This is a genomic window from Micromonospora sp. NPDC023737, from assembly GCF_040639715.1.
Taxonomy (GTDB): Bacteria; Actinomycetota; Actinomycetes; order Mycobacteriales; family Micromonosporaceae; genus Micromonospora.
The window spans coordinates 84,147-107,718 of sequence record NZ_JBFAAL010000015.1; the positions used below are offsets into that span (position 1 = coordinate 84,147).

Below are 23,572 nucleotides of genomic sequence, written 5' to 3' on the forward strand. Positions count from 1 at the left end.
AGGTCACCGCTGCTGCCGAAGATCGGCGAGCAGGCCGCTGACTCGACTCCGGATGTCGTCGCGGACCTCGCGGACGATGTCGATGGGTTGTCCGGCGGGGTCGGTGAGTTTCCAGTCCTCGTAGCGTTTGCCGGGGAAGACGGGGCAGGCGTCGCCGCAGCCCATGGTGATGATGACGTCGCTGGCTTCGGCCGTGTCCCAGGTGAGCCGCACCGGGGTCTGGTCGGTGATGTCGATGCCGACCTCGCGCATGGCCTCGACGGCCACCGGGTTGATCTGTTCAGCGGGTTCGCTGCCGGCCGAGCGGACCTCGATGGTGTCGCCGGCGAGGTGGCGTAGCCAGCCGGCGGCCATCTGGGAGCGGCCGGCGTTGTGGACGCAGACGAACAGGACGCTGGGCTTGTCGCTCATCGCGCTTCGGTCTCCTCGGCGAGGTGGGGTACGACAACGGAGTCGGCCGCGCGCCCGGCGTGGGGGTACCAGGCGGCGAGCGCGGCGACGGCGACCAGGCCGCCGACGAGTTGGGCGACCACGAAGCCGGGCACCGAGGTGGGGGCGATGCCGGCGAACGTGTCGGTGAGGGTGCGGCCGATGGTGACGGCGGGATTCGCGAACGAGGTGGACGACGTGAACCAGTAGGCGGCACCGATGTAGGCGCCCACCGCGGCAGGCGCTGTGGCGGTCCGGCCGCTGCGGGCGAGGGCGAAGACCAGGACGACCAGGCCGGCGGTGGCGACGATCTCGGCGAGCCAGAGGTTCCCGCCCGCGCGGTCGGTCTGTGACCATGCGACGGCCGGCAGGTCGAACATGAGGTTCGCCAGTATTGATCCGGCGATCGCGCCGGCGACCTGTGCGGTGGCGTAGGCGCCGAGTTCCGAGCCGGTCAGCCCGGTGCCGGTACGGCGGCCGAGCCACCAGTCGACGGCGGACACGACCGGGTTGAAGTGCGCGCCGGACACCGGCCCGAACATCAGAATCAGCGCGCCCAGTGCGAGGGCGGTGGCGATCGCGTTCTCGAGTAGTTGAAGTCCGACGTCGTCGGGGGAGAGTCGAGCGGCGGTGATTCCGGACCCCACGACGGCAGCGACCAGCAGCGCGGTTCCGGCGAACTCAGCTGACGCGTGGCGGGCGAGGGCGCGGCTCACGCGTCGGCGGGGGCGGTCGTGGCGGGCAGGTCGAGCAGCGCGCCGAGTCGGCGAAACGCTTCCGGCCGGACGCGGTACCACACCCACGTGCCACGACGCTCGGAGTCGACGAGGCCGGCTTCACGCAGCACCTTGAGGTGGTGCGAGATGGTCGGCCCGGACAGGTCGAACGCCGGGGTCAGATCGCACACGCACATCTCCGGCACCGAGGCGATCATCGACATCAGTCGCAGCCGGACCGGGTCGCCGAGGGCCTTGAACATCGGTGCGATCCCCGCCGCCTGCTCGGCGTCCATCGGGCGGACCGCCAGCGGGGCGCAGCAGGCCATCGCTTGAAGGTCCACGACCGGCAGGCTCTGTTTCGACATTTCTCTAGCTTGACAGACGTCAAAACAGGCTGCAACAGTGGGGGCTGATTCGAAAACCATCTAGACAGAAGGTGAAGCGATGATCAAGTTCATGCGCCGTCGTCGTGCCGACCACGTCCGGGGCCTGACGCTGTGCGAGTCGTGCGGCCAGGTGTGCACCGCCGCCTGCCGCGCTGACGCCCACCGCGAGCGCGGCCGCACCACCGCGCTCACCAACGCCTTCGTCCGCTGACGCTCACCACCAGGAGGAACCCATGTCCCGTGTCCAGCTCGCCCTGCGTGTATCCGACCTTGAAGGCTCGGTCGCCTTCTACTCGACGTTGTTCGGCGTCGAGCCGGCGAAGCGCCGGCCCGGCTATGCCAACTTCGCCGTCGAGAACCCACCCCTGAAGCTCGTACTCATCGAGGGTGAGGCTGACCGGCCCACGGTCCTGGACCACCTGGGCGTCGAGGTCTTCAGCACCGACGACGTCGACGCCGCCACCAAGCGCCTCGCCGACTCCGGCCTGATCACCCTGGAGGAGAACGACACCGAGTGCTGCTACGCCCTGCAGGACAAGGTCTGGGTACGCGGCCCCGGCAACGAGCCCTGGGAGGTCTACACCGTCAAGGCGGACGCCGACACCCTCACCAAGGCGACCGAGGGTGAATGCCGCTGCGGCGAACCGAGCGACGCCGAGGCGGAGAAGGAGCCGACAGTCAGCGGGGCCGCATCCCGCTGCTGCTGAACCGGGGTGTGCGCGCCTGGTGGCAGGTGTCCGTCAGGCGCGCACACGGTTACCCTACGTCGCGGTCGACGGCGGAGATCAGGGAAGTCGGCGGGCCAGGACTAGCCGGCGACCCGCAATCGAACATATGTACGATGACCGAGTGGCGAAGGAGCTGGTGGCGCGCTGGTGGAACGGAGTGTGGGGACGACTCACCCGGCGTGACGTGTGGCTCGCCCGCGAGGTCCGTTGGCACGTCGTGGCCAGGGCCGGCGACTCCGAGACCGGCAAGGTGCTTCGCTGGGAGTTCGACACCGAGGACGAGGCCCGGTCGATGGTGCAACGTCTCGTCCGGGCCGACACCGGGCAGTGGCGGGAGCAGACCGGCGACGCAGCCACGCAGCCACCAGGTTGAGGCCGACGCGGGGGACGGCGACAATGCCCGCCATGCCTTCCCGTGCAGCTTGGTGGTCTGCCTTGAGTCCGCAGCTACAGGACCATATCGATGAGTTGTTGTGCGCCCGCCGGTTGCTCGAAGCTGTCGTGCTCTTGCGTCGAGAGGGACAACTGCATCCATCGCCCGGGCTGTACGAGGCGCAGGACATGCTGATGGAGCGCCGCCGCGAACTTGACAGCCAGGGCCTTGTCACGCCGGAACCGCCGCAGCCCACGACCGCCCAACTGATCGAACTGGCAGCCGCCATCACCGCGCCGGCTGCTGCTGTGGAAGCGGTCTGGGACGGTGACACTCAGGGCTGGTTCGTCGACCTGGTGGTAATCGTGCAACGGGTGGGGCGGCACCACGACCAGTACGACGAGGTGTCATTGACCCGGCTTCGACACGGCGGCGACTCACGTCTGTTCAACGGCGAGGTGCCGCCCTGGCCAGAGGCGCTGCAGGCGACCGAGCAAGGCCGGGCCATCGCTCAGAAGCTCGGGGTGCCCTTCCACTTCACCAGCCCGACAGCACCGGATGTGGACCTGCCTCGCTGGTGGGACTCGCCGCCCTCGCGGGGAACGGTAGGTCAACCACCTCGCGATGGCGGCCGAGCGGTGAGCGACGGACGAGCCGGCTCGTAAGCCGGATCGTCGCAGATGCCCGTGACCAATACTGAGGGAGTGAGATCTTCGCGAGATCGTGTCGACTCTTCGAGGCTGTCGACCGCGGAGCTGCTAGCGGGCGCGCTACGCGAGGTGTCGGTGGTGGATCCTGACGGGCCGGTGCCTCACCTGGTCGCTCTACATGCGCGGCCGACACGAGAGGTGTTCGACGTCGCCGTACGACTCGTGGCTTGCGACAATCCGGCGGAGCGGGAACTCGGGGTGCGGATCCTGCGTGAGCTCGGCGACCACGACGTCGCCGGTCGTAGGCCCTTCAGCCGTGAGGGCATTCCGCTGCTGATCGAACGGCTAGACCGCGAGGCTGATCCGCGTGTCTTGGGCTGGGTGATCTCCGCCCTCGGGTACAACCGCGCCAGGGAAGCGCTGAGGGATGTCCTGCGCTTTGTCGACCACCCGCACTGGCGGGTTCGGTTCCACGTCGCTACGGCGCTGCCGTCGCTGGTGGATGAGGAACGGATAGAGCCCCGCGCGGCGAAGGCGTTGCAGCTGCTGAGCCGGGATGACGAGGCCGACACCCGCTACTACGCCCTGGTTGCGCTCATTGAGGAAGCCTCGGGCGTCGAGCGTGAGCTGATCACCCGGACCCTGACCGATCTCCTGAACGACCCCGACGAGCAGATCCGCGAACTCGTGGCAGCCCAGCTCAGCGATGGGTCACCGAAATGCGGACCCCGGAAGAGTCCATGACTCACACTCCGAGCCACACGGATGGAGCCACGGCAGGCAGGGTCATCGCGACCCGACCGGCACCGACAGGACTGGCCGAACCCGCGAGCACTGCGGCGGGGTACGGCGCTCATTGGGACTCGTCGGCTACGCAACCGTCCCGTCCGGGTTTGTCATGGTCGGCGCCGGGCAGACCTGCAGACCTTCGTGGTGCTCGCCGCGATGGTCGGCGGGGGTGGGCTCTCGGCGGAGGAGCCGCGAGGATGGGACAGAGCCATGCGATCAAGGTGGGGCCGGTACCTGCTGACTACCAGTGCCGCAGCGATGACCGTGGTGCCGTGGCTGGCCGACTGGAACCGGCGGCACACCTTCGGGCCGGGTTACGGGCCGCATGCTCGCTGGCACGGCACGGCGGAGGTGATCGGGGCAAGCTGCTCCGGTCTCGTGATGCTGTGGTTGCTCGTTCGCGGGGCGCGGGGAGACCGGCGGCTGGCGACGGGTGTGGCGGCGCTGCTGCCGCTGCTGCGCTACGGCGCGTTTAACCTGACCCTGGCCGTGCCCGGAACGTCCCCGTACGAGGAGGGCCGCCCGCCGATTCGGCTGCTTGGGCTGCCGGCCTCGCTGCTCACGCAGGACGCCCTGATAGCGCTCGCTCTCGCCGGCTACTGGCTGGAGCAGCGCGAAGCGCGGTGATGAGAACGGCTCGCGGCGTCGGATCCGGGCAGCGCCGAGCGCACAGGTCCACGATCAGATGATGAAGTGGGCCCAGTAGGCCAACCAGGTAACGAAAAGCGCGACCTGGAGCAGAGCGAGGGCGACGCTCAGCCAGACGTCGACGCTGACCTGCCGGGCCGAGCGGGCCAGGACCAGAGCGACCGGGAACGCGGCAAGGAGGTAGCGCAGCAGGCTCTTGTACACCGGCGGCCCCATCGACAGCGGCACCAGCACGATGATCAGCCCGTAGACGAGGTACGGCAGGCCGATCGAGCGGGCGCCCGCGATCAGCACGGCCAGCGCCGCTACCGCCAGGAGCACCCTCAGCGCGTCGGGCGGTGAGTTCAGGCCGTGCCAGACGACCCAGAGCGGGTTCTGCACCGTGATTCCCCAGCCCTCCTCCTGGGCGCGCTTGTAGGCGAACCAGTCCCCGCCCTGCCAGCGGCAGAACGCCATGAAGGTGAGCCACCCAGCGGGCACCAACAGCAGCGGCCAGCCGGCGCGTATGTACCCCCGCAGCGCCGGCGGGGTCAGCCGGTAACCATGCTGGCGCAGCAGGACCAGTGCGAGCGGGACCACGACGAGGAACCCGACCGAGCGGCTCATGGCCAGGAAGTAGCCCACGACGCCGGCCACCAGCATGTGACGCCGCTCGGCGTAGTGAAAGGCGGCCAGCGCGAGGCAGAGGAAGAGCGATTCGGTCAGCGCCGCTTGGAACAGGAACGCCGCGGGCAGGAGCACCAGGTAGCGGACGAACCGGCGGGCGCCCGCCTCGTCGCCGATGAGCCGCTCCGCCAATCGGTACGCGTAGTAGAGCATCAGCAGGAACGCCACGTTGGCTATCAGGAGCAGTGCCAGCGCGGTGTTCCCGCCCAGCAGCGGGGCCAGCGACCGGGCCAGGAACGGGTAGAGCAACGGAAAACCGAAGTCTCTCCACGGCTCGGTGAGCGGCAGCCGGGCAAGGCGGTCGTAGATGAACGAGTCCCAGGCGAACCACAGCGACAACCAGCGGTGCCCGGAGATGTCCCGCTGCTGCTCGCGCATGAGCATCTCGTCCGGCGGCGGCGCCCACGGTATTGCGTCCAGGACGTTCAGTGCGAGCACCCCGATCAGGGTGAGCACAACCTTCGCACCGATGAAGACCGCGACCAGGAACGGCCACGGGGCCGGCACACGGTCCACCATCCGGGCCGCGCCGCCGATCAGGCGGCGCGGGGTTCCCGCCAGCCGGGCACGCCGGGGCGGCGCGCCGCGCCCGGCGACATCCCCCTGCCCGCTGCCGATCATGTCTCACCTGGCTCCGGCCCCTCGGCCTGCTGCCACATCCCCGCTTCCCGCCGGTTGACACGTCGCGGTCAGGCGGGGTGGCGAGATCGGGGTGACATCGCCCGGAGAGCGGGTAAGCGGGCGCTCCGTAACGGCCGGGAGCAGGGGAGCAGCGGGCATGGGTGAAGAGCACCGTACGGTGGTGATCGGTGCGGGCCCGGCGGGGTTGACCGCGGCGTACGAGCTGCTCGCACGGGGTGTCCCGGTCCGGGTGTTCGAGGCCGACGAGGTCGTCGGCGGAATCAGCCGCACCGTCGAGCGCGACGGCTGGCGGTTCGATATCGGCGGGCACCGGTTCTTCACCAAGGTGCCCCGGGTCGAGGAGTTCTGGCACGAGATCCTTCCCGAGGAGGACTTCCTGCTTCGCCCCAGGATGAGCCGGATCTACTACCGAGGTGCCCTCTTCGACTACCCACTGAGTGCGGTGAACGCGCTGAGAAACCTCGGCGTCCGAGAAGCGGCGCTCTGCATGGCGTCGTACGCCCGGGCTCGGCTGCGCCCGCCCAAGGACCAGTCGCACTTCGAGGGATGGGTGTCGGCCCGGTTCGGCTGGCGCCTCTACTCGATGTTCTTCAAGACCTACACGGAGAAGGTGTGGGGCATGCCGGCCCACCAGTTGCAGGCCGACTGGGCGGCTCAGCGCATCAAGAACCTGTCGCTGGCCAAGGCGGTGCGCAACGCGCTGCTGCCCCGAAGCAACCGCAAGGACGTCACCAGCCTGATCGAGGAGTTCCAGTACCCGAAGCTCGGGCCGGGGATGATGTGGGAGCGCTGCGCCGAGGAGGTGCAGCGGCGGGGTGGCCAGATCGACACCGGCACCTGGGTGACCGCTGTGCACCGTGACCCGGCGCGCCGCCGAGCGGTCGCCGTCACCGTGAACGGCGCGGGCCAGCGGTCATATCCGGTTGGGCACGTCGTGTCGTCCATGCCGATCTCGGAACTGGTCGCCGCCCTGCGCCCCGCCGCCCCGCCGGAGGTGCTGGCCGCCGCAGCCGGCCTGCGTCATCGGGATTTCCTGACCATCGCGCTCGTGGTGCCCGCGGAATTCTCGTTTCCCGACAACTGGATCTACGTGCACGACCCAGCGGTCAAGGTGGGCCGGATCCAGAATTTCGGTTCCTGGTCGCCGCACCTGGTCAAGGACGGCCGCACCTGCCTGGGGTTGGAGTACTTCGTCTTCGAGGACGACCAGACTTGGCGTACGCCGGACCCCGACCTGATCGCGGCCGGAACTCACGAACTGGAACGGCTCGGGCTTATACGGCCCGGCGCCGTCGAGGCCGGGTATGTGGTGCGGATGCCCAAGGCGTACCCCGTCTACGACGAGCGCTATCAGCACAACGTCGCCGTGATTCGGGACTGGCTGGCGCGCGAGGTGCCCAACGTGCACCCCGTCGGACGCAACGGCATGCACCGCTACAACAACCAGGACCATTCGATGCTGACGGCGATGCTGACCGCCGAGAACATCGCCTGCGGCACCACACACGACGTCTGGTCGGTCAACGTCGAGCAGGACTACCACGAGGATTCGGGACCCGGCGACGGCGACGGCCGCCGGGGCACCGGACGGAGCGCGCCGATAGTGCCGGCACGGCCGGGTTTCGCATCCACCCGTCCCGCTGACTGGGGCAGAGCGAGGGCCGGAGCCCGAGCCGCGGCCGCGCACAGCGAGCGGCCGGCGGCCGCGCCGCGAGCCTAGGTACGTCCCGGCTGACGCGTGTTCCACGGCATCGCGCCGACGGCCGTCCGGCTGTCAGCGATGCCGGTTCTCAGGACGTTCGTGACAGATCAGTCTCAGGACGTGGGTGACGAGTCCAGGCCAGCCTGCGAGCGCCGGCGCAAGTTCGTGCGCAGCCGAATGCTCGTCCCGATCGGCGGCTGTCGCTGCCCAACCTGACGCCGGAGTCTCGAACGGATCCGAACGAGCCCGAACGCTCGCACTCGGCCGGTGCGGCGGTGGCGCGGATACGGTCTGCACCGACCGCCGTGATGACAGCCGGTGGTGGGGCGGGACGGCCGGCGTGACCGAGCGGCCGCGAGTACGGAGAGGTTTTCGCGGTGCGCGAGTAGCTACCTGTCGGCGCGTACCTGCTGTCTTTGGCAGGTGACCAGCTCACCGCGGTGACCGTGGCGTACCTCGTCTACACCGGCACCGGTTCAGCGGCGGTTTCCGGCCCTCGCGGCGTCCGCCCTGGTGGTGTTGCTCTTCGCGGTCAACCTGTTGCGGCCGCCGTTCGTCGCCGCGCGGGCGGCGTTGATGCCCGAGGTTCTCGGCGGTGACGGGTATCCGGTGGCCAACGGTGTGGACAACAATTGCGCCCAGGTCGTGCAGGTGGTCGGTTACGCCGTCGGTGGAAGTCTGGTGGCGTTGCTGTCGCTGCGCGGCGCGCTGCTGGTGGACGCCGGCCCGTTCCTGCTCTCCGCGCTTCTCATCATGATCGGGGTTCGTCGCCGCCCCGCGCCCCGCCCGGCGGTGAGCCCGGCGCGTCCCGGTCGAGCTGCCGGTCTCCGGGTGTTCTGGAGTGATCCCCGGCTGCGGGCGTACGTCCTCGTTCTCTGGACGGCCAGTGCTTTCACCTACGCCGCGGAGGGTTTGATCGCGCCGCTGCCCAGCCAGTACGGTGGCGGCGCCGGAACGGTCGGACTGTTGCTGGCGGCGGCGCCGACGGGGATGGCCGTCGGCGGGATCGCCCTCACCCGGCTCTGCCCACCGGCGACTCGGGCGCGACTGATCCTGCCCCTGGCGGTGCTGGCCGCCGGGGTGCTGGCGGCGGTCTGGCTCGTTCCGCCGCTGTGGGTGGTGCTGTCGCTGTTGGTGTCCGCCGGCGCGGCGAGCGCCTTCGCCATTCCGCTGAACGCGTTGTTCGGCCGGGCCGTGCCGGCGCGGTACCGGGGGCGCGCGTTCGGTGTGGCCATCACCGGTCTGAGCGGGTTCCAGGGGATGGCGATGGTCATCGCGGGTATGGCCGCGGACCGGTGGGCGGCCACCACGATCATCGGATTCAGCGGACTGTGCGGTGAGTCCTCGCTCTCGTACCGCTGTGGCGGCTGCGTCCGTGCCGGTGACGACCGTGGCGTCGGTCGAACAAGTTCGAACGACCTCGATCGCTGGCAGCTCTGTCGCGGAGGCCGGCGGCGGCCCACGCTGAGTTCACCGGGCGGGCACGGGGCCGCTCCGTCAGAGGGGAGGAACGCTGTGTGCAGCGTCGGCAAGCGCGGCGTCAGCTGGCCTCCCCGAAGAGCTGCATCATCCCGCGATGTGCCTCCGGATCCACCCTCATCGCCGGAGGAGATCGACGGCGCTGACGGGAGGAGGTGCGGCGACAGGTAAGGGCGACTGCGCCAGCGGAGAGAGCACCGAAACCACGGTGGGCGGTCACCTGGCGGTGGCCGCCCACCGCCGCACGCCGGCCACAAGGCCGCCGCGAAGCAGGATGCGGCACCGCACGAGCGGGTGTCCGTCGACATGGCCGGGAAGGCCACGGGAGGAGGACGACGTGCATGACCAGCCGTTCGGACAGCGCATCCTGTCCTGGGCGGGCGGACCGGCGGAAGTCGACCGGTTCGTCGCGCTGGGCGGGATCCGGCTGCCGGCAGAGCCCGACCTCGCCGCGTTGCGGCAGACCCTCGACGCGGTCGTCGCCCGGCACCCGGTACTGGGGGAGGGGCCGGTTCCGCTGCGAACGGTCGACGACGTGTGGGCGGCGGCAGCCGCCCGGCGGTACCCGCCGGACGCCCGATGCCTGCTCTGGGCGTACCTGGCCGGTACCGAACTGCTGCTGGTGGCGCACCACAACGTCACCGACCCGTGGTCGATGCGGCTGCTCGTCCGCGAGGTCCTGAAGCCGGGCAGCGGACCGGCGCCCTCGTACTACCACCACCGCGCCGCCACCCACCCGCCGCACCGGGTCACCCGATTCACGCCGTTCTGGAACCGGATGCTCACCGACGTTCCGGCCCTCACCCCGGGTGCGGGCGGGCAGCTCGGCACGGCGGAGTTCCGGGCGCCGAGCGGCATCACCCAGGGTGGGGCGGGGGCGGTCGCCCGGGCCGTGCGCAGCACGCCGTTCGTCGTACTGTTCACCGCGTTCGCACGGGCCCTCGGCCCGCTCTGCCAGGGCGAGACCGTCGTCCCGGTGCTGACTCACGGCCGACGCAGATCCGACTGGGACACCGTGGGGCTGTACATGAACGTGCTGCCGGTACGGCTCGGCCCGTCGACCGTGGGCGCGGTGCACCACGCGTTCGCCGAGGCGTACGCCAACGAGATCCCGTTTCCGCTGCTGCTCGACGCGGTGCCACAGGCCGACGCCTTGTTCGCCGACGGCGGACCGAGTCTGGCCCAGTTCGAGGTCGTCCAGGTGCCCGACGGCGGCGGAGTCGAACCGTTGACGATCCCGGCCGGGCTCGGCCTGGGCGGGCCGGTGCTGCCCGTCAACGGGCTGGCGTTCTGGCTCGAACCGGGCGCGGCCGGCGCGTACACCGTCTGCCTGCGCTACCGCCGCTCGTACCGGGACGCCGAGATGCGCGCGTTGGTACGGCGATTCGTCGACCGATGGGAGGAGATCGATGCCCACGCGACCCGAACTTGAGGCGGTGTTGACCCGGCTGTGGAGCGAGAAGCTGAACATCACGTCGGTCGGCGTCGAGGACAACTTCTTCGCACTCGGCGGCGACTCGCTGCTCGCCGCCGACCTGCTGACGGACCTGTACGAACAGCTCGGCATCGAGGTCGACGCGGCGGTGCTGTTCCGCAAACCGACCATCGCCGAACTGGTCGACGAGGTGCTGGCCGCGGGCCCACCCCCGCCCACACGCTGATGGTGCCGTCGCTGTATCGGCTGTGTACATGACAACCGAGGAACACGGATCCGCGGTACCTCCCGGCACGGGTATCACGGCGACCACCGCGTACGCGCGCACCACCCGCATCGACGAGTTGCGCGCCACCGAGTATCGCCACCTCGACCGGGACGGCCGGGTCTACCTCGACTACACGGGGGCCGGGGTGGCCGCACGCGTGCAGATCGTCGCCCACCACGACCGGCTGCTCACCGACCTGTACAGCAACCCGCACTCGGAGAACCTCACCTCCGAAGCCGCCGGCTCGCTCGTCGAGTCGGCCCGGCGCGCGGTGCTCGGCTTCTTCCGCGCCGACCCGGCCGAGTACGCGGTCGTCTTCACCCCGAACGCCAGTGGCGCCTGCCGGCTGGTCGGCGAGGCGTACGACTTCGGGCGCGGCCGCCCACTCGTGCTGACCTGGGACAACCACAACTCGGTCAACGGCATCCGGGAGTACGCCCGCACAGCTCACGCGCCGGTGCGCTACGTACCGCTGACCGGGCCCGAGCTGCGGGTGGCCGAACCCGACGTGATCGCCGCACTGACCACCGCTCGAGGCAGGCTCACCGGCCGCCCCCGGCGGCGCGGCCCCGGCAGTTCAGGGCTGTTCGCGTACCCGGCACAGAGCAACTTCACCGGGCGTGCAGCACCCGCTGACCTGGGTGGACCTGGCCCAGCGGCACGGCTACGACGTGCTGCTCGACGCCGCCGCGTTCGCCCCGACGAACCGGCTGGACCTGAGCGCCGTCCGGCCGGACTTCGTCTGCCTCAGCTGGTACAAGCTCTTCGGCTACCCCACCGGAGTGGGGGCGCTGCTCGCCCGGCGCGACGCGCTGGCCCGGCTGCGCCGCCCCTGGTTCGCCGGCGGCACCATCCGCGCCGTCAGCGTCCAGGGCAACTGGCACCAGCCGATGGGCGACGAGTCGGGGTTCGAGGACGGCACCCTCAACTTCCTCAGCATCCCCGACGTGGAGTTCGGGCTGAGCTGGCTCGGCTCGATCGGCGTCGACCTCATTCACACCCGGGTCGACCTGCTCACCAGGTGGCTGCTGGAACAGCTGACCGCGTTGCGGCACCGCAACGGCCAACCACTGGTGCGGCTCTACGGGCCGACGACCGGAACCGCCCGCGGTGGCACCGTGGCGTTCAACTTCCACCACCCGGACGGCTCGCTCGTCGACGAGCGGCTCGTCGCAGTCGAATCGTCGGCGGCCGGTTTCGCCCTGCGTACCGGGTGCTTCTGCAACCCCGGAGCAGCCGAGGCCGCTTTCGGCATCGACCGGGACCTGCTCCGCCACTCGATGCGCAGCCGTCCCGAAACGATAGACCAGCACCTCGCCACGCTGCGGCTGCCGACCGGCGGGGCGGTACGCGTGTCCTTCGGGCTGGCCTCGACCGCAGCCGACGCCGAACGCTTCCTGGCCTTCGCCGGGTCGACCTACCTGGACCGCAACGGTCCCACCGACGTCCGGCTGGCACCCAGGATCCGCTGCTGACCCTGGTCACCTGTCGGCATAAACGGATCTTGAACATCCTTCGTCCGTCTCCGCGGGAGTCAGGACCGCGACCGTGCTCGTTCGAATCGCGCGCCCCGGCCTGCGGCCCGTACCTGCCGCACATCGGCCGGTAGAGTCGCGACGGCTGGACGGGCAGGGGAGGACCGTCCGGCCGATCGAGGGGGAGAGTGTGCTGCACCTGAGGGTGATCGCGACGCCGGATCAGTCGGCGGCGGTCACCGATCTGCTGGCCGCCGAACGTGGCGTGACGCATCTGGTGGTGCTTCCGGGCGCGGCCCGCCAGCCCGCGGGTGATCTCATCACCTGCGATGTGGTCCGGGAGAGCGCGGACAGCGTGTTGCAGGGTCTGCGACGGCTGGGCGTGGAGGCGCAGGGCGGCATCGCGGCCGACGACGTCGAGTTGGCCATCTCGGTGGCCGCCGACCGGGCGGCGCGGGAGGCGCCCGGCAGTGGCGCCGACGCGGTGGTCTGGGACGAGATCGCGGCGAAGACCGGTGAGCAGACCGAACTGAGCGGCACCTACCTGGTGCTGATCATCGTGGCCACCATGATCGCTGGGATCGGTGTGCTGCTCGACCAGCCGATCCTCATCGTCGGTGCGATGGTGGTCGGCCCGGAATTCGGGCCGCTCGCCGCGATCTGCGTGGGGTTGCTGCGTCGTCGGTTCGACACTGTGTGGCGGTCACTTCAGGCCATTGTGGTGGGCTTCCTCGCCGCCATGGTGGCGACGGTGTTGAGCACCTGGGCGCTGACCGCCATGGGGCTGGTCAACCGGGGAATGTTGCTGGCCGATCGTCCGCTGACCGATTTCATCTGGCGCCCGGATGCGCTCTCCTGGGTGGTGGGTCTGCTGGCCGGAGTCGCCGGCATGCTTTCGCTCACCTCGAAGAAGTCCGGCAGCCTCGTCGGTGTGCTGATTTCGGTCACGACGGTCCCGGCGGCCGCGAACGTGGCGGTCGCCGGGGCGTACGGCGTCTGGGACGAGGCGGGCGGCTCGGCCGTCCAACTGATCATCAACGTGTGCGCGATCGTGCTGGCCGGGCTGCTCACTCTCGCCGTGCAGCAGTTCGGGTGGTGGAACGTGGCCCGTCGTTCCCGGCGTCGGCCTGCCGCGTGAACAGGACAGGTGGTGGGGTTCGAATCCCCGTCGCCACCAGCGGATCTCGGCCGGGAGGAGCGCCTTACGGCTGGAAGTACTCCGACATCAGGCGGCTGACCCACTCCGGCTGCGTGACGTTCGCCGGTAGGAACTCCACCATCACGGGCTTCACGTCGATGACCGGGGTGCCGGAGACCGCGTCGAGGCCCACCACCGTCAGTTCGCGGCCGTGGACGGATTCGATGGCGCAGCACGTCACCCCGATGCGATTTGGTCTGCGCGGGCCGCGGCCGGCGAACACGCCGACGGGCGGGAGGTCGGGACGGCCACGGTTGGGACGGGGCTCGCGGTAGTCGCCGTGGTCCGGGAACTGGTCGAAGACGAAGAGGATCTCCACGTGGGAGAAGCCGTCCAAACCCTGTAGGCAGGCATCGCCGAAGCGCTCGTCAATGGTGATCGTGCTGCGGACGGCTCCCCAGTTGTCCGTGTCTTGGATGTCCGTCCTCTCGTTCTGGACGGTACCTACGGGGGTGATCTCGTAGCTGAGCATGGTTCCTTCCGTGTCCGCACCAGCGTCGGGCCATCAGCGCGTCCTCGGCCGTCGCCGTGACGAGCCGGGAGGTGGCATCGGTGATCGACGGTACTGTCGGGTGGCAATTGATCACTTCCGCGGAACAGGCGCACGCAAGGACCGTCGAGCTCAACCCCGCCTCGCCGGTTGCAGCGACCTCCGGCTTCTCTCAAAGGATCAGGCCCCCTGTCGCGCGGATGTTCTGACCAGTGATCCACTGCGCGTCGGGGCTGGCGAGGAAGGCGGCAACGGCCGCGATGTCGTCGGGCTGGCCGAGCCGTTGCAACGCGGTGAGGGCGGCGGTTTGGGCCAGGGCCTCCGGGGGGTTGACGGCGCGCAGCAGGTCGGTCTCGGTCGCGCCGGGCGAGATCGTGTTGACAGTGATGCCGCGGCCGCCGAACTCTCGTGCGGCGACTGCGGTGAACTGTTCGAGCGCGGCTTTGCTGGCGCAGTAGAGGGAGTGGCCGGGCGCGGGCACCACCGTGTTGAGGGTGGAGATGTTGATGACGCGGCCGTTGTCGCGCAGCATCGGCGTCGCCTCGCGCATGGCCAGCACGGGGAATTTCGTGTTGACCGTCAACACCCGGTCGAACTCGTCCTCGGTGATGTCGGCGATCAGCATTCGGGGATTGACTGCGGCGTTGTTGACGAGGATGTCCAAGCCGTCGCGAACCGGCTGGAACATCGCCGAGATGCTGCTGAGCTCTTCCTGATCGGCGCGGACGGCGATCGTGCCCGCGAGTTGGCTGACGAGGTCGTCGGCCGCCGTCTTGTTCTCCTTGTACGTGAACACGACCGTTGCGCCTTCACGGGCGAGTCGACGCACGATCGCCCGGCCGATCCCGCGCGAACCGCCGGTCACAAGTGCTGTCTTACCGGTGAGCTGCATGCCCGGGGACGCTACCGAGGGGCGAGTTCCCGGTCTTGAAAGAATGCGCACAGCTCGGTCGGCGTCAGGCCGGACATGGCGCGGATCTCACGGTTGAAGTGCGGCTGGTCGGCGTATCCGCAGTCGACCGCCGTCTGCGACAGACCGACGGACCTGGTGAGCATGTGCACGGCGGTTTGAAAGCGCGCGATCCTGGCGACAGTTCCGGGCGACAGGCCGATCTCTCGCTGGAACCGGAGCTCGAGGTTGCGTCTGCTGACGCCTAGCTCGTCGGCCAACGCGCTGATCCGGGGCCGATTCACGGACCGCTGGAGTCGCCACCAGGAATGCATCGTCAACCCGTCCGGCTGCTGGGCGGCGGCAAGCCGAGCGGTCAGGTACTCGTCCAGCACCGCGAACCACGTCGGCCGGTCCGGTGCCTCCCCAAGCCGCTCGGCCAATTCCACCTCCCGATGGCCGAGGACATCCGCCAGCCCGAGGGTGCCGCCGACGATTTCCCGCATCGGTACGCCGAGGAGCGCCGTCGCTCCGGCCGGCGTCAATCCGATCGAGACACCGTCGCCCCAAGCAGTCTGTTCGACGATGGGGCTGCTCCGGGGCCCGGTGATCACCCTGCTCGGCCCGGCGAAGTCGACGATCATCGTGACCAGGTTCATCGGCAGGATCCGGTGCCGCACGGCCGCTCCCGAGCCGGAACGGAAGACCCCGTAACCCACGACATACGGTCGCAGCCGCGGATGGGGGAGACTCGCGCTCGTCTGGCAGGGCTCGGGATGAACCCGCACCGGTACGGAGTGCACGTGGCTCACAACAGTCATCATCCACGCATCGACGGGCGGTACGAGTCGCAATTGGGCGTCGATGCCCCCCACCTCGCCGGCGGCGAGGTTCTCCCGGACCTAGCGCTGACATGCCGGTGTACGACGTGCCCCTGCACCCGCGAGAGTGCCGACTTCGGCGACGACTCCGCCCGGGACGCGTCAGCTGCCGCGTCGGCGACCTTCCGGTGCCGGGACGCCCCCCCGGCTCCTCAGCCCGGTCGCTGACCTCGGTCCCAGGTCAGGAACCGGTAGTGCAGGCCGGTCGACGACTCCTGCCAGACTCCGACGGAGTCCGCCGGGCGCCCGACGTTCGGTGCGTACGTGTCCCCGTCGAAGAGCTCCCGGATCTCGGTGACCACGATCCGGTCCGCGAGCGGCAGCGCCGCCCGGTACACCGCCGCGCCACCCATCACCCACACGTCCCCGGAGACCGCGGCGAGCGCCTGCGGCAGGTCGGGGAACGTCTCCACGCCCTCCTGCGGCGTCCGTGACAGCACGAGGTTGCGCCGGCCGGGCAGCGGCCGGAACCGCGGCGGCAGCGACTCCCAGGTGCGCCGGCCCATGATCACGGTCGCACCCGAGGTCAGCTCGCGGAAGTGCTTCATGTCCTCCGGCAGGTGCCACGGCAGCGCGCCGTCGCGGCCGATGACACCGTTGGCCGACTGCGCCCATTCGACCCCGATCACACCGCCACCGGTGCCTTGATGCCGGGGTGCGGGTCGTAGCCGTCGAGCGTGATGTGCTCGTAGGTGTAGTCGAAGAGGCTGTCGGCCGGCTTCAGGCTCAGCGTGGGGAACGGCCGCGCGTCGCGTGCGAGCTGCGTGCGGACCTGCTCCTCGTGGTTGTCGTAGATGTGGCAGTCGCCGCCGGTCCAGACGAAGTCACCGACCTCGAGGCCCACCTGCTCGGCGATCATGTGCGTGAGCAGCGCGTAGCTCGCGATGTTGAACGGCACACCGAGGAACAGGTCGGCGCTGCGCTGGTACAGCTGGCAGGAGAGCTTGCCGTCGGCGACGTAGAACTGGAAGAACGCGTGGCAGGGCGGCAGCGCCATGCGTGGGATGTCGGCCACGTTCCACGCGGACACGATGATCCGCCGAGAGTCCGGGTTCTCACGCAGCGTTCGCAGCACCTCACTGATCTGGTCGATGTGTCCGCCGTCCGGGGTCGGCCACGAGCGCCACTGCACGCCGTAGATCGGGCCGAGATCACCGTCCGGTGCCGCCCACTCGTCCCAGATCGTGACGCCGTTGTCCCGCAGCCACGTGACGTTTCCGTCACCGCGTAGGAACCACAGCAGCTCGTACGCGATCGAGCGGAAGTGGACCTTCTTCGTCGTGATCAGGGGGAAGCCGTCGGAGAGCCGGTAGCGCAGTTGGTGGCCGAAGATCGACCGAGTGCCCGTGCCGGTGCGGTCCTCCTTGCGGGCGCCCGTGGCAAGGACGTGGCGGAGCAGGTCTTCGTACTGGGTGTCCGGCATGTCCGCGAGCCTAGCGCCGACCTCCGGTTGTGCGATCACCTCCATCCCCGTGCCGCATGTCACGAGCCGGTCACCGGCTCGGTCCGCTGCGCCCCAGTCCTCGGATTGACAGCGTGATGGATAACCGTTATCTATTGTCGGTCGACGGAGGGGTGCCGGAGTGCAGGACGTGGTGCTGGCGATGCTGGCGAAGGAGCCGGCATACGGCTACGAGCTGCGTAGCCGGATACGTGGCGCGCTCGGCCCGCTCGGCGAGGCGATGAACGCCGGGCAGATCTACGTGACGCTGGCCCGGCTGGCCAAGGCGGGGCTGGTGACCTCGGAGCGGGCGGAGGGGCTGCCGGACCGGCCGGACCGGCGGGTGTACGCGTTGACTCCGGCCGGACAGCAGCGGGTCGCCGCGTGGCTGACCGAGGTGAGCTGGCCGAAGCCGGACCTCAGTGAGTTCCATCTCAAGCTGGTGGCTGCCGCTGCTGCCCGGCTCGCCGATCCGCTGGCCCTGGTCGATGCGCAGCGGCGCGAGCTGCTGCGCCGGCTGCGGGATGCCCAGCGGGCCGCGTTGGAGCGGTCGGTGGATCCGGTTGTCGGCTTGTTGTTGGAGGGGGTCGTGCTGCGGCTGCGGGCCGACCTGGAGTGGCTGGAGGCGTGCGAACGCATGTGGACCGAGCGCGGCCGGACCTCACGAAAGGTGGAACCATGACCGAGCGGAGCGAGGGCGTGCGCGGTGGTGCCGCGTGAGCGGGTCGGCGCTGCTACGGGCACGAGGGGTAACCAGGTGGTACGGCCGGGGAAGCGCCCTGGTCCGCGCGGTCGACGAGATCGACCTGGACGTGCCGGCCGGGCAGACGCTCGCGATCATGGGTCCCAGCGGTTGCGGGAAGTCGACCCTGTTGCACCTGCTGGGCGGGCTGCAACGCCCGACCGACGGCGAGATCTGGCTGGCCGAGCACCGGATCGACGGGAGGAGCGAACGGGCGCTGGCTCGGCTGCGGCGCCACCACGTCGGCGTCATCTTCCAGTCGTTCCACCTCATGGACGAGCTGACCGCGGTGGAGAACGTCGAGCTGGCTGCCTTGCTGGCCGGACAGTCTCCGCGCCGGGCTCGCCAGCGGGCCATGACTCTGCTGGACCGGGTCGGGCTCGCCGACCGCGCCAAACACCTGCCGTCGGCGTTGTCCGGCGGGCAGCGGCAGCGGGTCGCCATCGCCCGCGCGTTGAGCAACGAGCCGCTGGTCGTGTTGGCCGACGAGCCCACCGGCAACCTGGACAGCGCGGCTACCCTGGACGTGCTGCGACTGTTCGAGGAGCTTCGCCTCGCGGGGCAGACGCTGGTGGTGGTCACCCACGACGCGCGGATCGCCGCGGTCGCCGACCGGGTGATCTCCATGCGGGACGGCGCGTTCGCCGACGACAGCCGGCTCATCGGCACCACCACTGGTACCGGCACGGTCTACGGCGGGTGGCGCTGACATGGTCGGACGTCTGTTGCTGGTGTGCCGGCTGCTGGTGCGGGACCTGCGTCGGCGCCGCACCGAGACCGTACTGTTGCTGGTCGCCATCAGCGCCGCGGCCGGCACGCTGACAATCGGCCTCACCCTCAACGAAGTCGCCGACCGGCCGTACCAGCGGACCCGGATCGCGACCGCCGGCCCGGACGTGATCGTGACACCCCGGGCCACCGGTCAGGCCGCCCTGGACGAGCTCGCACCGATGACCGCCGCCGCCGGTGTCGCCGATCACAGCGGTCCCTTCCCGATCGCGTACCTGACGATGACGGCCGGTGGCAAGTCCGCGCACGCCGTCGTCGAGGGGCGGTACACGACCCCCGTATCGGTCAACCGACCCGCCGTGACCGACGGCACCTGGGTACGCCCCGGCGGCGTGGTCGTCGAGCGCTTCTTCGCCGACGCCCTCGGCATCCGCACCGGCGACACGGTCGATATCGACGGCCATCCACTGCGCGTGACCGGGACCGCGGTCACCGCCGCGAGAGCGACGTACCCGTATGCCGGGTGGCACTACTCCGGCAGCATCCTGGTCGAGCGCGGCGGCCTGGTCTGGGTCGACCACAGCGATATCGCCACGCTCGCCGGCGAACAGCCGCTGTCCTACACCCTGAACCTCAAGCTCGCCGACCCGGCGGCCAGCACCACGTACACCGTCAGCGAACAACTCACCACCTGGCAGCGGATCAGCTACCTCAACGGTCGGCTGTACAGCGACGCGCGGACGGTGCTGCTCGTCGGCAGCTGGCTGCTCACCGGCCTTGCCCTGGCCGGCGTCGCCGGCATCGTGGCGGGCCGGATCATCGGCCAGCGCCGCCGGGTAGGGCTGCTCAAGGCCGTCGGCGCCGGACCGGCCATGATCGCCGCCGTCCACCTCGCCGAATACCTCGTCATCGGGCTCGTCGCCGCCGCTGCGGGCCTGGCCGCCGGCTGGTTCGGCGCGCCGGTGCTGATCCGTCCCAGCGCCGGACTGATCGGCTCCGTCAACTCCCAGCCCCCCGCGCTGCGCATAGTGATCGCCGTAACGGCCCTCGCCCTCACGATCGCTGTGGCGGCGGCTCTGGCACCGGTGGTGCGCGCTGCCGCCACCAGCACCGTTCACGCACTGGCCGACGCCGCAACGCCGCCGCGGCGCCGACGGTGGCGCGTCTGGCTGTCACGACAGCTGCCCACCGCCCTGCTGATCGGAGTGCGCATCAACGCGCGCCGGCCGCGCCGCGCCCGACTCGTCATGGTGAACACACTGATCACCACGACCACGCTCGTCGCCATCCTCATGGAGAACAGCCGGGTAGTGCACTTCGACCTCGGCTACACGCAACTCGCCGATCCTCGGTGGGAGCGGGGCGAGCAGGCCATGCTCCTGCTCACCGTCGTGCTGTGCATCCTCGCGCTCATCAACGCCGTCGTGAGCACCTGGACCGCCGTACTCGACGCCCGGCAGCCGCTGGCCGTCGCGCGGACGCTCGGTGCCACCCCCGCGCAGGCCGGCGTGGGCCTGGCGGCAGCGCAACTGCTTCCCGCCATTCCCGGCGTCGCCGTCGGGATCCTGACCGGCATCGGGCTCGTCGCGTCCCTCAGCATCGACGAGGTCCCGTACCCACCCGGTTCCTGGCTGCTCGCCGTGGCGCTCACGGTCCTGCTCGCCGTCGCCGTACTCACCGCCATCCCCGCGCTGGCCGCCACCCGACGCCCGGTCGCGGACGCTCTTCGGTCCGCACCGACCTGACCGACCGTCGACGGTCCGCGGCCGCTCACCACCCCGGTTGGCGGTAGCGGCCGCGAACGGCCTGGTCCGGTCAACGCGCGCTCACCAAACTCGATGGCTACGCGTCATCGGGTGTCTCACGGGCCGGTGTCCCGGTCGTGGCCAGGGCCTCACGTAGCCGGGCGGACGCCTGCGGGTCCAGCCCGTCGAGCCGGGCCAGCGCCTGCCGCCAGTGCTGGCGGGCCGCGGCCCGGTGCCCGAGGCCGGCGTGGGCGTCGCCCAGGACCTGCAGCGCCAAACCGGTGCCGCGCTGGTGCTCGTAGCGTCGGCAGATCTCCAGCGACTCGCCCGCCCGTACGATCGCGGTCTGATGCTCGCCGGAGGCCAGCAGTGTCTCGGCGAAGTTGACCAGCGCCTGGGCCTCACGTAACGGATCGGTGCCGCCGTCGCCGACGGCGAGTCCCGCCTCGTGGCAGGTGACGGCCCGCGCGTAGTCGCCGAGGGCACGGTGGACCAGAGCCAGGTTGTCGAGCACCGACGCTTCTCGGTGCCGTTGACCGAGTTCCCGGCGGATGAGCAGCGCGGCCTGCAGGTGGTACAGGGCGCCGGTCAGGTCGCCGCGGTCACGCAGGGCGTTTCCGAGGTTGTTCAGGATGGCGGCTTCCCCGCTGCGATCACCGAGTTGGCGCTGGACGGTCAGGCACCGTTCCAGCAACGGAAGGGCCTCGTCGAGCCGCCCCTGCCGCAACAGCGATACGGCGACGATGTTGAGCCCGGACGCCTCGCCCGAGCGGTAGCCGACTCGGCTCGCCGCGGTGACTGCGAGTTGACCGAACTGCTGCTGTTCGGCGATGTGTCCGGCGTAGTCGAGGAACTTGGCTGCGACGAGGGCCAGGTCGCTGACCTCGGTGAGGGTCCGTCCGGCGGCCGTCTGCTGGCGGGCTATCAGGAGCAGGTTGGTGTGCTCGCGCTCGAACCAGGCCCAAGCGTCAGTGGTGTCGCCGAGCGGCGGGCGGGGACGCGCCGGGGTGGGCGGCTCGCCGAAGCCGAAGGTGTCCTGCGAGTAGAGCAGCCGGGCAGCGTGGATGGTTACGGCGAGCAGCCAGCCGGTCAGCTTGCGGAGCGCCTCCTCCCGGTCGGCCGGGTCGTCCACCGTTTGCGCCTGCTCGCGGGCGTAGAGCCGGACGATGTCATGGAACCGGTACCGGTCGCCGCCGGCCGACTCGACCAGGTGCGCGTCGGCCAACGCGTCCAGTGCCCGCTCGACGGCGGTGACCGGCAGATCGGTCAGGGCGGCGCAGCCGTACGGGGTGAAGTGCGTCCAGTTCGGCAGCGCGGCGAGCCGGAAGATTCCGGCGGCTTGCCGGCGATCGCTCTGCGGCGCGTCCGCGAAAGCCTGGTATCCCAGGTGCAGGCTGGCCCGCACGGACAGGTCGCCGACTTCCAGCACGTCCAGCCGTAGGCCCTCGTCGTCCACCCGCTCGGCGAGGCCGGTGAGCGAGGTGTCCGGCCGGGCCGCGGCGCGGGCACCGATGATCCGCAGCGCCAGCGGCAGCCCGCCGCACCGGCGGACCACCGTCGCGGCCGCGGTCGGCTCGGCCTGCACCCGTTCGATGCCGGTGAGCCCGGCGAACAGGGCGAGCGCCGCCTCGTCGGGTAACGGGTCGAGATGGATCCGGGCCGTCGTGTCGAGGTCGGGGAGCATCCTCCGACTCGTGATGATCGTGGTGCATTCGGGGCCGCTGGCCAGCAGCGGACGGACCTGCGCCGCCGACGCGGCATTGTCGAGCACCATGAGCACGCCCCGTTCGGCGGTCAAGGTGCGTAGCAACGCCGACGCCTCGTCGAGCGAGGCGGGGACGGCGGACACGCCCAGCGCCCGCAGGAACCGGCCCAACACGTCAGCCGGCTCGGCCGCCGCGATGCCGCCGGCGGCTCCGCGCAGGTCGGTGTAGAGGCAGCCACCGTCGTAACGCCGAGCGAGCCGGTGCGCCACGTGCAGGGCGAGCGCGGACTTGCCGACCCCGCCGGCCCCTTCGACCAGGCACACCGCCGCGTCGGCCTCAGCCGAGGCGAGCAGTCGGCCGATCTCCGCCGAGCGGCCGACCATCAACGGCGGCGCCGGGGGCAGTTGGTACGGGACGGGTACGTCTGGCCCGTCGTCCATGGGCCGTGCCTCGTCGGCGGTCGGCCGCGGCAACCCACGCAGTACGGCTCGGTTCCGCGCTGCGCCGGGCCGGTCGGCTCGCCTCCGCTGCGGGCCGGCGGGCGGCGTGTCGCCTCCGGCGGGAACCAGGCGCAGGGCGGCGGAACCCTCCGTGTGCGATGCCGGTCCGACCTCCTCGGCGCCCGGCGCTGCGGAGCCGCTCGCCGCGGCGATGCGGGCGGACCGGCCGGCGATGGTCTGCCCGGACCGGCGCGGTGAACGCCGGGGTGTGGCCACCAGGGGTTTTGTCGCGGTACGAGCGGCGGCGAGTTGGCCCCATACCGCCAACCACGCCGTCACGCGGTCGTCCGGCACGCCGCAGGCGCGTAACAGGGCCGACACCAGATCACGCCGGGGCAGTGTCGAGCGGCCGAGCATCGTCGCGAGGGTGCTCGCCGGCAACACGTCCCCGGTGCGCTGTGCCCGGCGGGCGATCTCGCGGTAGGCGAGGCCGGACTGGTCGCGGACGCGGCGCAGCAGCATGACGTACCGCTCGGGGCTGCTCGCGGTGGTCGGGTCCACGCCGAAGTCGGCGGACGTCATGTGTGCCCTCACGTCAGATGTAAGCGCCCGGGGCCGGGGGAGTGCCGGGCGGTCTGGCAGAGTACCCCAAACGGTACAGGTCCACGTGAGCGATGAGTACCGCTACGTACAGAGTGGACAGACACGTTGTCAGTTGCCTGGTCGTCGCTCCGGGAGCGGCCGAGGCAGCGCGGACGGAACGACGTTGCGGCAGGGGGCAGTGGATCATTCCCTCATCCCAGAACGAAACGGAATGTTACGTCGACGAGCGTCGAGACTTTCGCCGCCGATCTTCTAACTATCCGCGATATCGACATGACTTTTGGTTGACCATGGCATAAGTGGTCGTTACCGTCGACGC

The 23,572-nt window shown here is 70.3% G+C and carries 25 protein-coding genes and 1 pseudogene; 16 read left to right on the forward strand and 10 right to left on the reverse strand.

The window, feature by feature from the left end:
- Nucleotides 1–3 precede the first annotated feature (3 nt).
- The 3 genes from AB0F98_RS25675 to AB0F98_RS25685 are packed head-to-tail and all read right to left on the reverse strand — an operon-like array spanning nucleotide 4 to nucleotide 1,513.
- Complete coding sequence (locus tag AB0F98_RS25675) at nucleotides 4–411, reverse strand: arsenate reductase ArsC (protein WP_357740027.1); 408 nt, start codon at nucleotides 409–411, stop codon at nucleotides 4–6.
- A complete protein-coding gene (locus AB0F98_RS25680) occupies nucleotides 408–1,145 on the reverse strand; it encodes an MIP/aquaporin family protein (protein ID WP_357740030.1) in 738 nt (245 codons plus the stop codon). Before AB0F98_RS25680 ends, AB0F98_RS25675 begins: the two co-directional genes overlap by 4 nt.
- Entirely contained in the window at nucleotides 1,142–1,513 is a 372-nt protein-coding gene (locus AB0F98_RS25685) for a metalloregulator ArsR/SmtB family transcription factor (protein ID WP_357740033.1), read from the reverse strand. The genes AB0F98_RS25680 and AB0F98_RS25685 overlap by 4 nt, the downstream gene beginning before the upstream one ends.
- A 79-nt stretch (nucleotides 1,514–1,592) precedes the next feature.
- Between AB0F98_RS25685 and AB0F98_RS25690 the strand changes: the two genes are divergently transcribed.
- The 6 genes from AB0F98_RS25690 to AB0F98_RS25715 all read left to right on the forward strand — a co-directional run bounded on the left by AB0F98_RS25690 (nucleotide 1,593) and on the right by AB0F98_RS25715 (nucleotide 4,701).
- Nucleotides 1,593–1,745: a hypothetical protein gene (locus AB0F98_RS25690; protein WP_357740036.1), complete on the forward strand. Its 153-nt coding sequence runs from the start codon at nucleotides 1,593–1,595 to the stop codon at nucleotides 1,743–1,745.
- A 22-nt stretch (nucleotides 1,746–1,767) separates the two neighbouring features.
- On the forward strand, nucleotides 1,768–2,241 hold the full coding sequence (locus AB0F98_RS25695) for an ArsI/CadI family heavy metal resistance metalloenzyme (protein WP_357740039.1): 474 nt from the start codon (nucleotides 1,768–1,770) through the stop codon (nucleotides 2,239–2,241).
- Between the two features lie 142 nt (nucleotides 2,242–2,383).
- Complete coding sequence (locus AB0F98_RS25700; protein ID WP_357740042.1) at nucleotides 2,384–2,635, forward strand: hypothetical protein; 252 nt, start codon at nucleotides 2,384–2,386, stop codon at nucleotides 2,633–2,635.
- A 32-nt stretch (nucleotides 2,636–2,667) separates the two neighbouring features.
- Nucleotides 2,668–3,300: a hypothetical protein gene (locus tag AB0F98_RS25705; RefSeq protein WP_357740044.1), complete on the forward strand. Its 633-nt coding sequence runs from the start codon at nucleotides 2,668–2,670 to the stop codon at nucleotides 3,298–3,300.
- 15 nt (nucleotides 3,301–3,315) lie between these two features.
- Complete coding sequence (locus AB0F98_RS25710) at nucleotides 3,316–4,029, forward strand: HEAT repeat domain-containing protein (RefSeq protein WP_357740056.1); 714 nt, start codon at nucleotides 3,316–3,318, stop codon at nucleotides 4,027–4,029.
- Between the two features lie 255 nt (nucleotides 4,030–4,284).
- The gene (locus AB0F98_RS25715; RefSeq protein WP_357740059.1) at nucleotides 4,285–4,701 is read left to right on the forward strand and encodes a hypothetical protein; all 417 of its coding nucleotides are present in this window, start codon (nucleotides 4,285–4,287) and stop codon (nucleotides 4,699–4,701) included.
- Between the two features lie 54 nt (nucleotides 4,702–4,755).
- On the opposite strand, the gene AB0F98_RS25720 is transcribed toward AB0F98_RS25715, so the two are convergent.
- On the reverse strand, nucleotides 4,756–6,009 hold the full coding sequence (locus AB0F98_RS25720) for a hypothetical protein (RefSeq protein ID WP_357740062.1): 1,254 nt from the start codon (nucleotides 6,007–6,009) through the stop codon (nucleotides 4,756–4,758).
- Nucleotides 6,010–6,166: 157 nt separating this feature from the next.
- Between AB0F98_RS25720 and AB0F98_RS25725 the strand changes: the two genes are divergently transcribed.
- The 7 genes and pseudogenes from AB0F98_RS25725 (at nucleotide 6,167) to AB0F98_RS25755 (ending at nucleotide 13,527) form a co-directional block, all read left to right on the forward strand.
- Nucleotides 6,167–7,750 carry an NAD(P)/FAD-dependent oxidoreductase gene (locus AB0F98_RS25725; RefSeq protein ID WP_357740065.1) on the forward strand — a complete coding sequence of 528 codons (1,584 nt, stop codon included), beginning with the start codon at nucleotides 6,167–6,169 and terminating at the stop codon, nucleotides 7,748–7,750.
- Between the two features lie 495 nt (nucleotides 7,751–8,245).
- Nucleotides 8,246–9,382 carry an MFS transporter gene (locus AB0F98_RS25730; protein ID WP_357740068.1) on the forward strand — a complete coding sequence of 379 codons (1,137 nt, stop codon included), beginning with the start codon at nucleotides 8,246–8,248 and terminating at the stop codon, nucleotides 9,380–9,382.
- A 166-nt stretch (nucleotides 9,383–9,548) separates the two neighbouring features.
- Complete coding sequence (locus AB0F98_RS25735; RefSeq protein WP_357740071.1) at nucleotides 9,549–10,643, forward strand: hypothetical protein; 1,095 nt, start codon at nucleotides 9,549–9,551, stop codon at nucleotides 10,641–10,643.
- A complete protein-coding gene (locus tag AB0F98_RS25740; RefSeq protein WP_357740074.1) occupies nucleotides 10,621–10,872 on the forward strand; it encodes a phosphopantetheine-binding protein in 252 nt (83 codons plus the stop codon). Before AB0F98_RS25735 ends, AB0F98_RS25740 begins: the two co-directional genes overlap by 23 nt.
- A gap of 28 nt (nucleotides 10,873–10,900) precedes the next feature.
- Nucleotides 10,901–11,332, forward strand: a pseudogene (locus AB0F98_RS25745) (aminotransferase class V-fold PLP-dependent enzyme); the annotation flags it as partial.
- A 202-nt stretch (nucleotides 11,333–11,534) separates the two neighbouring features.
- The gene (locus tag AB0F98_RS25750; protein WP_357740077.1) at nucleotides 11,535–12,389 is read left to right on the forward strand and encodes an aminotransferase class V-fold PLP-dependent enzyme; all 855 of its coding nucleotides are present in this window, start codon (nucleotides 11,535–11,537) and stop codon (nucleotides 12,387–12,389) included.
- A 190-nt stretch (nucleotides 12,390–12,579) separates the two neighbouring features.
- Nucleotides 12,580–13,527 carry a DUF389 domain-containing protein gene (locus AB0F98_RS25755; RefSeq protein WP_357740079.1) on the forward strand — a complete coding sequence of 316 codons (948 nt, stop codon included), beginning with the start codon at nucleotides 12,580–12,582 and terminating at the stop codon, nucleotides 13,525–13,527.
- Nucleotides 13,528–13,591: 64 nt separating this feature from the next.
- Here AB0F98_RS25755 and AB0F98_RS25760 read toward each other — a convergent pair whose 3' ends face one another.
- From AB0F98_RS25760 to AB0F98_RS25780, 5 genes are all read right to left on the reverse strand, one after another.
- Nucleotides 13,592–14,059, reverse strand: a complete 468-nt coding sequence (locus AB0F98_RS25760; protein ID WP_357740081.1) for an SAM-dependent methyltransferase — start codon at nucleotides 14,057–14,059, stop codon at nucleotides 13,592–13,594.
- A 190-nt stretch (nucleotides 14,060–14,249) separates the two neighbouring features.
- The gene (locus tag AB0F98_RS25765) at nucleotides 14,250–14,969 is read right to left on the reverse strand and encodes an SDR family oxidoreductase (protein ID WP_357740084.1); all 720 of its coding nucleotides are present in this window, start codon (nucleotides 14,967–14,969) and stop codon (nucleotides 14,250–14,252) included.
- A gap of 11 nt (nucleotides 14,970–14,980) precedes the next feature.
- Nucleotides 14,981–15,790 carry a helix-turn-helix domain-containing protein gene (locus AB0F98_RS25770; RefSeq protein WP_357740087.1) on the reverse strand — a complete coding sequence of 270 codons (810 nt, stop codon included), beginning with the start codon at nucleotides 15,788–15,790 and terminating at the stop codon, nucleotides 14,981–14,983.
- 209 nt (nucleotides 15,791–15,999) lie between these two features.
- On the reverse strand, nucleotides 16,000–16,476 hold the full coding sequence (locus AB0F98_RS25775; protein WP_357740090.1) for a dihydrofolate reductase: 477 nt from the start codon (nucleotides 16,474–16,476) through the stop codon (nucleotides 16,000–16,002).
- Nucleotides 16,473–17,270 carry a thymidylate synthase gene (locus tag AB0F98_RS25780; protein WP_357740093.1) on the reverse strand — a complete coding sequence of 266 codons (798 nt, stop codon included), beginning with the start codon at nucleotides 17,268–17,270 and terminating at the stop codon, nucleotides 16,473–16,475. Before AB0F98_RS25780 ends, AB0F98_RS25775 begins: the two co-directional genes overlap by 4 nt.
- A 160-nt stretch (nucleotides 17,271–17,430) precedes the next feature.
- On the opposite strand from AB0F98_RS25780, the gene AB0F98_RS25785 reads away from it, so the two are divergent.
- Genes AB0F98_RS25785 through AB0F98_RS25795 form a run of 3 tightly spaced genes read left to right on the forward strand, consistent with a single transcriptional unit; the run spans nucleotide 17,431 to nucleotide 20,504 of the window.
- Nucleotides 17,431–17,970 (forward strand): PadR family transcriptional regulator, encoded by a 540-nt coding sequence (locus AB0F98_RS25785; RefSeq protein WP_357740096.1) that lies wholly within the window; start codon nucleotides 17,431–17,433, stop codon nucleotides 17,968–17,970.
- Nucleotides 17,971–18,004: 34 nt separating this feature from the next.
- The gene (locus AB0F98_RS25790) at nucleotides 18,005–18,739 is read left to right on the forward strand and encodes an ABC transporter ATP-binding protein (RefSeq protein WP_357740099.1); all 735 of its coding nucleotides are present in this window, start codon (nucleotides 18,005–18,007) and stop codon (nucleotides 18,737–18,739) included.
- A gap of 1 nt (nucleotide 18,740) precedes the next feature.
- Nucleotides 18,741–20,504: an FtsX-like permease family protein gene (locus tag AB0F98_RS25795; RefSeq protein WP_357740102.1), complete on the forward strand. Its 1,764-nt coding sequence runs from the start codon at nucleotides 18,741–18,743 to the stop codon at nucleotides 20,502–20,504.
- A 97-nt stretch (nucleotides 20,505–20,601) separates the two neighbouring features.
- On the opposite strand, the gene AB0F98_RS25800 is transcribed toward AB0F98_RS25795, so the two are convergent.
- Nucleotides 20,602–23,232: a tetratricopeptide repeat protein gene (locus tag AB0F98_RS25800; protein ID WP_357740105.1), complete on the reverse strand. Its 2,631-nt coding sequence runs from the start codon at nucleotides 23,230–23,232 to the stop codon at nucleotides 20,602–20,604.
- Between the last annotated feature and the right edge of the window lie 340 nt (nucleotides 23,233–23,572).